10 protein-coding genes are annotated in these 11054 nt (G+C 38.7%); 7 read left to right on the top strand and 3 right to left on the bottom strand.

Annotated elements, in window-relative coordinates; all coding sequences use genetic code 11:
• The first annotated feature begins 38 nt into the window (after positions 1–38).
• A complete protein-coding gene (locus QZ562_RS16290) occupies positions 39–509 on the top strand; it encodes a hypothetical protein (protein ID WP_293762389.1) in 471 nt (156 codons plus the stop codon).
• A gap of 1 nt (position 510) precedes the next feature.
• Positions 511–726 carry a helix-turn-helix transcriptional regulator gene (locus tag QZ562_RS16295; RefSeq protein ID WP_293762392.1) on the top strand — a complete coding sequence of 72 codons (216 nt, stop codon included), beginning with the start codon at positions 511–513 and terminating at the stop codon, positions 724–726.
• A 122-nt stretch (positions 727–848) separates the two neighbouring features.
• Here the strand turns inward: QZ562_RS16295 and QZ562_RS16300 are convergent, their stop codons facing one another.
• On the bottom strand, positions 849–2411 hold the full coding sequence (locus QZ562_RS16300; protein ID WP_293762394.1) for a bifunctional GNAT family N-acetyltransferase/carbon-nitrogen hydrolase family protein: 1563 nt from the start codon (positions 2409–2411) through the stop codon (positions 849–851).
• 180 nt (positions 2412–2591) lie between these two features.
• Between QZ562_RS16300 and QZ562_RS16305 the strand changes: the two genes are divergently transcribed.
• Together QZ562_RS16305 and speA are read left to right on the top strand one after the other, a co-directional pair.
• Positions 2592–3932 carry a magnesium transporter gene (locus tag QZ562_RS16305; protein ID WP_293762397.1) on the top strand — a complete coding sequence of 447 codons (1341 nt, stop codon included), beginning with the start codon at positions 2592–2594 and terminating at the stop codon, positions 3930–3932.
• Between the two features lie 82 nt (positions 3933–4014).
• On the top strand, positions 4015–5934 hold the full coding sequence (gene speA / locus QZ562_RS16310; RefSeq protein ID WP_293762405.1) for a biosynthetic arginine decarboxylase: 1920 nt from the start codon (positions 4015–4017) through the stop codon (positions 5932–5934).
• Here speA and QZ562_RS16315 read toward each other — a convergent pair.
• On the bottom strand, positions 5931–7085 hold the full coding sequence (locus tag QZ562_RS16315; protein ID WP_293762408.1) for a serine hydrolase domain-containing protein: 1155 nt from the start codon (positions 7083–7085) through the stop codon (positions 5931–5933). The genes speA and QZ562_RS16315 overlap by 4 nt on opposite strands.
• A 287-nt stretch (positions 7086–7372) precedes the next feature.
• Between QZ562_RS16315 and QZ562_RS16320 the strand changes: the two genes are divergently transcribed.
• Together QZ562_RS16320 and QZ562_RS16325 are read left to right on the top strand one after the other, a co-directional pair.
• Entirely contained in the window at positions 7373–8716 is a 1344-nt protein-coding gene (locus QZ562_RS16320; protein ID WP_293762411.1) for an AlkA N-terminal domain-containing protein, read from the top strand.
• Positions 8713–9183, top strand: a complete 471-nt coding sequence (locus QZ562_RS16325) for a methylated-DNA--[protein]-cysteine S-methyltransferase (RefSeq protein WP_293762414.1) — start codon at positions 8713–8715, stop codon at positions 9181–9183. The genes QZ562_RS16320 and QZ562_RS16325 overlap by 4 nt, the downstream gene beginning before the upstream one ends.
• On the opposite strand, the gene QZ562_RS16330 is transcribed toward QZ562_RS16325, so the two are convergent.
• Positions 9180–10604, bottom strand: a complete 1425-nt coding sequence (locus QZ562_RS16330) for a sensor domain-containing diguanylate cyclase (protein ID WP_293762416.1) — start codon at positions 10602–10604, stop codon at positions 9180–9182. The genes QZ562_RS16325 and QZ562_RS16330 overlap by 4 nt on opposite strands.
• Before the next feature lie 334 nt (positions 10605–10938).
• Here QZ562_RS16330 and QZ562_RS16335 point away from each other — a divergent pair.
• The coding region (locus QZ562_RS16335; RefSeq protein WP_293762418.1) for an NTP transferase domain-containing protein at positions 10939–11054 on the top strand (116 nt) is incomplete at its 3' end.

Below are 11054 nucleotides of genomic sequence, written 5' to 3' on the forward strand. Positions count from 1 at the left end.
TATATACACTTTTACTCTCGTATTAAGGAGTAACTTTTATGAATATGTCTTTTAGGGAAAAAAGTATTTGGATTTCATTGATCTCCACCCTGTTGATTTTTGGTGACTATTTTTTAAATATAATAGCTTTAGGTAACCTACCTGAACAGGTCGCTAAAACCGCAGCACTAGAACTATCAATTCGCGCTTTTGTTCTCATCATTATTGTTGAAATAATATTTCAGTCAATGCTTGCGGTGAGTAATCGTAAAGCAGCTAAACTTGGTGCTGATGAAAGAGATAAATTATACGAATATAAAGGTAACAACTTTGGCCACACTGTATTAGTTATTGGCGTGTTAATGACATTAGGAAGAATGGTTTCTCTGGAAATAAGCCCGGAATTTATTGAACAATTTAAGGTGCTAGATATTCCATTTTTAACTGCACATATTTTGCTTTTCAGTTTCATTCTTTCTGAAGTAGTTCGATTTTCTGCACAACTTTATTATTACAGAAGTAGTCACTAACTTGTCTACTCTCCCCATCAAAAATAAAATCCGAGAGCTGCGTTTTTTTGCTGATGAAATGACCCAGCAAGAGCTCGCAGAATTGATTGGCGTAACGCGACAAACGATCATGGCCATTGAAAAATGTAAGTACTCACCTACACTTGAGATTGCCTTCAAAATTGCCGAAGTATTTGGCCAGTCTATTGATGAAGTTTTTCAATATCATTCAGCTTAAAACATTAAGCCGCAGAATTTAAAACTAGTGAAGATAGACCATTTAGATATCCATTTTTTGTCTTAAAAAAAGCCACATAAATGCGGCTTTTTTTAAAAATAACAAGAAGAGTAAGCGCCTACTTACTGCCCAGTCCAATTAACTTTATATAGGTCACGTCTTCTATCCAGATAATTTCTGACTGAGCCTTCATTCCGAAGTTGTGTCAATCTATCCAAATCCAAGTCTACAATTAACGTCATTTCTGTGTTGGGTGTGGTTTCTGATACGATCGCATCATGGGGAAAAGCAAAATCAGAAGGAGAGAAAACAGCCGATTGTCCATACTGAATATCAACATTATCTACCTTAGGTAGGTTACCCACACTACCCGCGATAGCCACATAACATTCGTTTTCAATTGCCCTTGCCTGGGCACATATTCGCACTCTAAGATACCCATTTTTAGTGTCTGTCCAGAAAGGAATAAAGAGTATCTGAATCTCTTGGTCTGCTAAAATTCTGCCTAGTTCGGGGAATTCCACATCGTAACAAATTAGAATACCTATTTTACCAAAGTCAGTATCAAAGGCCTGAAGTTTGTCGCCACCTTGCATGATCCAATCTTTCTTTTCATGAGGTGTTGGATGTAATTTATATTGGCAGTCTATTTGCCCATCACGGTGACATAAATAACTGATGTTATATAATTCGTCATCCTTAACAACTGGCATCGAACCCACAATTACATTGATATTATAAGACACCGCCAAACGAGACATTTCGGTTAATATTTCGTCGCTGTACGTTGCTAAGTTCCATATTGCATCGATTGATGTTTCGGCAGGTTTGATACCCATAAGCGGCGCATTAAAAAACTCAGGAAAAAGTGCCACGTCGCATTTATAATCAGAAAGAGCATCAATAAAATATTCAGCTTGTTGCAGTAATTCTGCGACATCGTGAAAGTAACGCATCTGCCATTGTATGCATCCCACTCGTGCAGTATTCCTATGGCCACCAAAAAGCTTGGGAGATTCAGCATTATAATAAATGTTATGCCATTGCAGAAGAGTGGCATAACCCATCGACGCTTTGTCTTCTGGTAGATAAGCCTTGAGTATTTGTTTCACCTCAAAACCGTTTGAAATCTGAAACGTTAAAATAGGATCAAACAAGTCTTTAGATTTCACTGCCTCGATATATTCATAGGGTGTCATGGTAGCCGCATGTTTTGCATAGTTGGGTATGCGCCCACCAGCCATAATCGATTTTAGATTAAGGTTTTTACATAATTCTTTTCTGGCTTCATACAAGCGACGCCCCAACCTAAGACCTCTATATTCTGGCGAAACAAAAATATCTACGCCATATAAAACATCACCTTTTGGATCATGTGTGCCTAAGTAAGCATCTCCAGTAATTTCATCATAGGTGTGTTTGTCACCAAATTTTTCATAATCCACAATGACCGAAATCGCAGCGGCTACTACCTTGCCTTTATCCTCAATACAAATCTGACCTTCTGGAAAAGTATTAAGCTGTGCTTGATAATTTTTTAGTGGCCACGCACCTCCCACTTGTAAATAGACGACGTCCATTAACTCCTTCACATCAAGATAATCTTCGAGCGTAAGATATCTAAGTTCTAATTTATGTGTCGTGTCGTCAATGCTTGGGGTTGGTTTGGTTTCTCTGTCTTGCATAGCTACTTCTCTAGTTATTTATTTTAAAAGCACTTTCTTGAGTTGGATTAAGGCTACAAGTGATGGGTATTTGCTTTGACGTTGTATGCTGCATATAAGATACACCAAAATTATAATAAATCACTATGGCGAACTTAACTTTTATCGATACCATATGGGTTGGTATTTAAGGGGATAGAAATGGTCAACCAAGAACAGCGGGAAAATGCATTTTTATGGTTACTTGACAGACTTAAAGATGGTCAAGTCGTGGTGCCTATTATTGCCAGAGATTTTTCGTCTGAAGATTGGGCATTCGTTTTTGAAGGGTTACCTAAAGACCTACGATTTGAATTGTGGCAAACGCTCAGTGAAGATAAAAAGTCACCCATACTAGCTGCGATGCGAGATGACTCTCGTGAGCAACTTATGTCGTTGTTATCTGATGAAAATATTGAAGACCTTGCACTTGCGAGTACCACTGAACACTTAGTTGAAATACTCGACGTTTTGCCCAGTAAAATAGCCAAAGGGTTAATCAAAAAACTTAGCGCACAAGAGTCGGGATTAATAGAAGAAGCACTTAACTACTCTGAAGAACAGCTAGGTCGTTATGTCAATCATGATGTTTACACGGTCAATAAAAGTGTGTCTGTAGGGGCATTATTAGTCGCATTAAAATGGGAGGCGCTACCCGCCTACACAGACAGTATTTTAGTGGTTGACGATACGGACCATTATTTAGGGCAAGTTGACATCAATCAATTATTTACCTGTGAGGCGAGTACTGCTCTTATACAGGTCGCTGAATTTTCAGATCACGTATTAGCAGCCGACTTAAATCTATTTGAGGCTTCTGAAGCGGTGAAAAGCAGCGGACGCTCAATGTTGCCTGTCATTAACAAAGAAGGACGATTACTTGGGCGTTTTTCTGTCAAAGATGCCATTGATGTATACCAGGAATATTATGAAGCACAGCTGTCACACATGGGCCGTGTTAGTGACGAAGACTTATTTGCTCCCGTGTTTACCAGTTCAAGACGCAGAGCTGTGTGGCTAGGTATCAATTTGCTCACAGCCTTTGCCGCATCAATTGTAATAGGCATATTCGATGAAGTGGTTGCACAAGTCGTTGCATTGGCTGTACTGATGCCCATAGTAGCAAGCATGGGTGGTATTACCGGAAGTCAAACATTGACCTTAACTATAAGGGGTTTAGCCACGGGACAATTAGCCACATCTAATCTAAGGGCTCTAGGCAACAAGGAGGTGTTAGTTGCCTTTTTTAATGGCTTGCTTTGGGCTCTAGTTGTCTCGGCAATCACCACCTTGTGGTTTGATAACATTTGGTTGTCAGCCATCATTGCAGTTGCGTTAATTATTAATATGCTTATCGCTGCGATCGCAGGAATAATTATTCCCGTATTACTAGATAAAATAGGGATTGATCCTGCGCTTGCAGGCTCCGTAATACTGACCACAGTAACAGATGTGGTTGGCTTTTTTGTTTTTTTAGGTTCAGCATCATTACTTTTGGTTTAATAACGATTAATCGTGCTAGCCAGCACAATTGTTGTTTATTATAATCCGTTCGTTAACACCTTATTATAGACATTAAATTACCATGCCAAAAACTGAAAACTGGACCGTTGAAGACTCGGAGAATGTATACCGAGTAAAGCGTTGGGGTGCGGGCTATTTTGAAATTGGTCAAAATGGAAACTTGCATGTTACTCCCGACCCATCAAACAAAGACATACGAATTGACTTTAAGGCAGTGGTTGAAGAAATCAAACAAGAAGGCATACAATTTCCTGTAGTGGTGAGATTCCACGACATCCTTCGTTCACAAGTCGCATTGCTCAACCAAACGTTTCAACAAACCGTTAAAGAGGCTGAGTATCAGGGCGAATATATGGGCGTATACCCTATAAAAGTAAACCAGATGCGTGAAGTAGTTGAGGAAATAGTCGATGCTGGTGCGCCCTTTAATTATGGCCTAGAGGCAGGCTCAAAAGCAGAACTTTTGGCGGTAATGGCACTTAATACTAATGCAGAGTCACTCACCATACTTAATGGATACAAAGACCATGAGTTTATGCAGTTAGCTCTGTTAAGTCGTAAGTTAGGTCGAAAAACAATTGTAGTCATTGAGAAGTTTTCTGAACTCGTTTTATTAGTGAAAACGGCTAAAGAACTAAATATAGAGCCACTCATCGGCGTTCGTTCTAAGATGACAGTAAAAGGCCGTGGTAAATGGGAAGGTTCTGGCGGTGATAGGGCCAAATTTGGCTTAACCAATAGTGAAATAATTAATGCCGCTCGTTATCTCAAAGAACATGGCATGGCTGATTGCTTAACATTATTACATTTTCATATTGGTAGCCAATTAACTGATATTCGTGCAGTAAAAGAATCTATTACCGAAGGTGCAATGATCTATTCTGAACTTTACAGAATGGGCTTTAAGTTAAAATATGTAGATGTTGGCGGCGGCTTAGGTATTGATTACGATGGCAGTCAATCAACAAATGACTCATCGCGAAATTACAATATGCAAGAATATGTGGCCGATATTGTGTATGGAATGAAACAGGTGTGCGATTTAGAAGACGTACCACACCCAACTTTGGTCAGCGAGAGTGGAAGAGCCATAACCGCACATCATAGCTGCGTTGTCACGGAGGTAGTTGGTGCAATAAAATCACACGGAGCTGGGATCGCCACTGACCCAGCAGAAGATGAACATGTCTTAGTTAGCGATATGCGAGAACTATCAGAAATTATCGACCGCCAAGATAACTTACAAGAAATATTTAACGATGCGTCACAGTTTAAAGAACAAGCCTCAAACGCATTTAAGTTACGCGTAATATCACTCGAAGAGCTTGCTAAAATTGAAACTTTATATTGGCAAATTATGGAAAAAGTCCAGTTTCGCCTCAAAGATGCTGAATTTGTACCCGAAGAAATGCAAGAGCTAGACTTTGCACTATCATCTCAGTATCTATGCAACTTTTCTGTGTTTCAATCGGCTGCTGACACTTGGGCGATAGACCAAATATTGCCAGTGATGCCACTAACCAGAATGAATGAAAAACCAACTATCAACTGCTCCTTAGTAGATATAACCTGTGACAGTGATGGAAAATTAGATCAATTTATTAGCGAACATGGCATATCCAATTTTGTGCCAATGCATAATCTAAAATCTGATGAAGACTATTATTTGGGACTGTTTTTAACGGGTGCTTATCAAGATGTTATGGGGGATATGCATAACTTATTTGGCCGTTTAAATGAAGTACATATATTCAGTCATGACGACGATCCCCAAGACTTTTACATTGAAGAAATGGTTAACGGCTCATCTGTTGCAGACGTACTGTCAATTATGCAATATAACCCCAGTTCTATGGCCAAAAGCGTAAAAAAACTGATAGATGGACATGTTGCCCAAGGACAAATAAAACCTAGAGAAGGAGTAAAGTGGACTGACTTTTACGAGAACTGTCTTAAGGGTTATACCTACCTAAAAAATTAAGATGCTTTTTTGGATGGGCCAGCAAGTAAGCTGGCTTGTTCTAAATGCTTAAAACAACGAGCCCAAAAATCAGGGGTAAATTCATTAATCAAGTTAGACTCTGCATTCATTAACATCACATAACCTACTCCGTATTCAGGTGAAAATGCCACATCTGCGCGGTAACCTTGTACCCAGCCTCCATGATAATTAAGAGTATGCCCTGCAAAATCATAGATGCGCCAACCGAGTCCATAATGGGCATCTGACAAAAATTCACGCCATTGACGTCGATACACTTCTTTTGTACTTTTAGTTAATGGTGTGGTCACCTGAGCAATTAATTCAGGAGAAATAACCTCAGGCGCCTCACCCAAAAGTGCACGCATCCAAATAACCATATCCTGCATACTGGCATTGACTCCGGCTGCTGGAGAATATTTGTAATAGTCATCTCGAACATCAGTTGAGTGCCAACGGTTTTTTGAAATCGCCACATGGGGCTTTGCCCATTTGGTAGATGACTGCAAACCTAATTTTCCGACACTGGCATGAGGCATATTTAATGGCGTAATTAGGGTCTGGGTTAGGGCTTGTCCAAAGGAAGAGTGGTGCTGCTGAAAATATTCATCAACTACTGCAAACAAAGTATTCTGGTAGGTATAACATTGTCCTGGCTGACACAAAGGTTTTAAGTCTGAAAGCATCGAAAGTACACGTTTTACCGAATAATTTGCTTCGATCAGATTGTCGTAGGCATTAGGTGTATAACCGCTAGATTGACCGATGACATGTTTCAACACCAGCTCACCACTCTTGCCTTTGGCAGTGGAAAATTCAGGAACAAGTTGCGACACAGGTACTTGCCAATCTAATTGATTTTGTTCCACGTATTTGGCCATTAACATTGAGGTAAATGTTTTAGAAACCGAAGCCAGTCTGAATACGGTCTCTATATCAATGGGGTCGCCAGATTGACTTTCTTTACCATAAACCACCACCGAAGCTGGTTTACCTTTTTCAATATAAGCAAAGGTATATCCTGGTAAATTCTTTTTTTGCGCTTTGAGTTGAATATCTTCTGCAAATTTAGTCAACCATTTATCTGCGGCAATACTTTGTTGGCTAAATAAGCCAACAAGCAGTAAAAGTCCTGTAAAAACCTTAAACATAAAACAATTGAAATGGCATGAATTTAATTACTAGTTTCAATAAACCTGTTTTTATATAAACAAAAAAAGTCACATTATTCCTATATTGGTTAGCAGCAGCCAAATTATATTTAGCCTATTACTGCCTATTATCCTATTTGTTAGTACTTGGGATCAACTGTCATCATAAATTATTAGTTTAAATGACAGATTAACCACTATTAACCTCTATTGACTACCGTTTTTGTCGCACTAAAGCGATATAAGTCGTTAGAATAATTACAACGATGGCATAAAAGCGCACAATAATGAATACAGATTATCAGCAAGCAAGACTAACCAGAGATCCTCGCTTTGACGGTACGTTTTTTGTCGCTGTTAAAACCACCAATATCTTTTGTCGATCAATTTGTCCTGCTAATACCGCACTTGAAAAAAATGTTGAATACTTTCATTTAGCACAACAAGCCATGTCAGCAGGCTACCGACCTTGTTTGCGATGTCGACCTGACAGTGCACCCCACTCTTACGCGTGGCAGGGAGTGCATACAACCGTTCAGCGTGGCATACGTTTACTTAGTCAATATAAAGAACTGAGCATTACAGAGATAGCGACTAAATTAGGTATTACTGACCGTTATTTTCGGCAGTTATTTCAACAACATTTAGGGTTAAGTCCAAAACAGTATCAATTATTTGATAAGGTTTTATTTGCCAAACAACTTCTTCACCAAAGTAATTTGACGGTTGAACATATTGCTCATGCCAGCGGTTTTGCTAGTGCCAGGCGTTTACAGCATAATTTCAAAAAAGTGACGGGCTTAACACCTCAGCAAGTAAAGCAGGGTAAAGAAAAGCAAAGCGAGCTTATTAGTCTTAGGTTATCTTTTCGGCCTCCTTTTAATTGGCAACATATGCAATCGTTTTTAGCTTTGAGAGTGATTCAAGGAGTTGAAAGTGTCACCGAAGATTGTTATCACAGAACGTTTGTTATTGGAACTGACAAAGGCTGGTTTAGAGTTTCAAGAATACAGGATAAACATAACCTAAAGGTAGAGATACGTTTACCCAATATCGAGAAATTGCCAGCTGTATTAAATAACATTGAACGCGTGTTTGACCTCAATGCAGATACCAAAACAATTCAATCGCAATTATTAAGATGCGGTATACCAAAAGATAAGATGGTCACAGGGTTAAGAATACCCGGTGTATGGGATACATTTGAAGCAGGTTGTCGAGCTATTCTCGGTCAGCAAATCTCAGTTAAAATGGCGATTACCTTATTATCCCAATTAACCCAGGAATTAGGCGAAACAGAAGGTGACAATGTTTATTTTCCGACACCTAAAACCATCTCAAAGAGTGACCTTAATTTTCTCAAAATTCCAAATAGCCGCAAACAAACTTTGCGGCTATTTGCTCAACATATTATTAATTGTCCAGATTCGCCAATAGATGATTGGTTACATATAAAAGGCATTGGGCCTTGGACTGTAGCCTATGCAAAAATGCGTGGACAATCATCTCCCGACATTTGGCTTAACACTGACTTGATTGTTAAAAAACAACTGACAAAAATAAACATAGATGCTGAATTGGCCCGTCCATGGCGAAGCTACTTAACCTTTCAAATTTGGAGTATGGTGTGAATCAAGATAATGATTTTATTGGTTACCTAGATTCGGCATTAGGCACATTAGAAGTGTGTGCCGACCCTAATGGTCTGACGTCTATACGTTTTGTAAAAGATAAGTCTAAGGCACCTAATTGGTGCTGCAATACACAGCAAGCAGTCGAACAATTAGATGAGTATTTTGTGGGTAAAAGAACGCATTTTAATTTGAGTTTAAACGCTAAGGGTACACACTTTCAACATCAAGTCTGGCGAGCACTGAGTCACATTCAATATGGGCAAACCTGTAGTTATGCAGATATTGCAAAAGCGATAAATAATCCTAAGGCAGTCAGAGCGGTAGGCGCGGCAAATGGACGTAACCCTCTGACTATTGTTGTACCTTGCCATCGTGTTATCGGTAGTAATGGTAAGTTGACAGGATATGCTTGGGGCATGTCAATCAAAGCCAGTCTATTAAAATTGGAGCACAAAGCAGTTTAATCAGATTCAATCAACTGCACCCTAACCATATTTCTACCATCTCGTTTAGCTGAAAATAATGCGTCATCTGCTACAGAGAGAACTTCGGACAAATTGCGAGGTGTGGCGGTAAAAGATATACCAAAACTAGCCGTTATTTGAATAGACGCTGTGCCCGTAGTCACTGTAGTCGCTGCTAATTTTTTGCATAACGTCTGACATAATTCGGCCGCCTCGTGAGGACCAGTATCAGGCATTAATACAATAAATTCCTTACCACACCAGCGCCCTATAATATCAGTATCACGAATATTACTTAGCAACATTTGTGCGACTTGACGTAACACTATGTCACCAGCTTTCCTGCCATGGGTTTCGTTTATAGGCTTAAAATTATCTAAATCAATCAATACTAGGCTAACCGATTCTTTCTCATACATCAGTTCCTCAAACTTTAAGGCGATGTTGTTTCGATTAGCCAGTTCGGTCAATATATCGATTTGTCTAATTTTTTGCATGTCTTTTTTGAAGTAGTACAACAGATTGTATATTAATAAAAATAACCCAAATATTACCGCTAGCAAAATCACTATACTGATAATAAAACCACGACTTATCTCAGTTTTCCGAGATTGAAGAGGTGTAATAATATATAAAGTCCAGTCGAAAGGTTGAATATTTAGTTCTGCAATCAACGCCTCTTGTCCATTAATTTGTAATAACAAATTATTTAATGACGTTTGTTGCTGCTCTGGCTTTAATGCTTTAAACCATGGCAAGTCGGTTAGGTTTTTAAACGTCACACCTTTGACTAACAACTCAGGATCAGATGTTAGAGTTATGTCTTTATTTTGATCAACAAAAATAAAATCATATCCATAGGTCTTTTTGTACTCATTAAAGATATCAGTAAATGCATCGAGGCTTTTGCCTACTCCAAATACCCCGAGAAAATTACCCTCATCATCATAAATTTTTAAGTCGATATAGAATTGAGGGTTTTGCCATTGCCCAATATCGGCCATTGCATTTTCAGGTTGCGCTTTGTATCTGAAATACCAATCAACTTTATCTTCAGTTAATTCAATCTTTTTTCCTTCAGAATTATATTGAATGCGACTGATCTCACTAGCTATAAAAAAATTGAGTGAAAACTCTTGATTTAATCGCTTTAGGGTTGCAAATATTTGGTCTTCATTATTTAGCGGGTTGCGCATTAGATCATTGAGTTCTTTTGCTTTAGCCAATGTCTGTGAAATATGCAGGGGCTGCATCAGTTGTTCAACAATCAATTGCAATGCGGGGGAATAGGATTGTTGTTGCGTTCTGCTTTGTTCGGCAACTATTTTAGACACGCTAATGTGGACTAAAGTAACAATAGAAACTAAAACTACGGCAAACAGTATTAATATACTTTTATGTAATGTACGAAAAATATTCACGGGCTACCCTGCTCCTAATTTTATTAAATCTGTTTTCCAATAACAAATACTACCAAAGTAGTAAATCCATCATAACGGAGAATTGTCTGCAGAGTAATCAGCCTGATACTTTTTTTTATTAATAATGGTTGAAATCTATCTGAAGCCCTTATATTAGAATGATTATTCTGATGATTCAGCTGCACTTTCTTCAGTGTTTTTGGAATATGAATAAACCAATTTTTTTAAGACTCATTCAGCTACTGACAGTACATTAGCAAATAAGTAGAATGCATTAATGTTTAGGGATGTCGCACCAGTGGGCAACAGGTATCTCTCTTTTAAAGGAAAATGAATGACTTTTTCAGTAGTAGTTTTAGCAGCAGGCAAAGGCACTAGGATGAAATCTTCTTTGCCTAAGGTATTGCACCCCATTGGCGGCAAACCCATGGTTCAGCACATCATTAATAC

Source organism: uncultured Paraglaciecola sp., from assembly GCF_913058035.1.
Classification (GTDB): Bacteria; Pseudomonadota; Gammaproteobacteria; order Enterobacterales; family Alteromonadaceae; genus Paraglaciecola.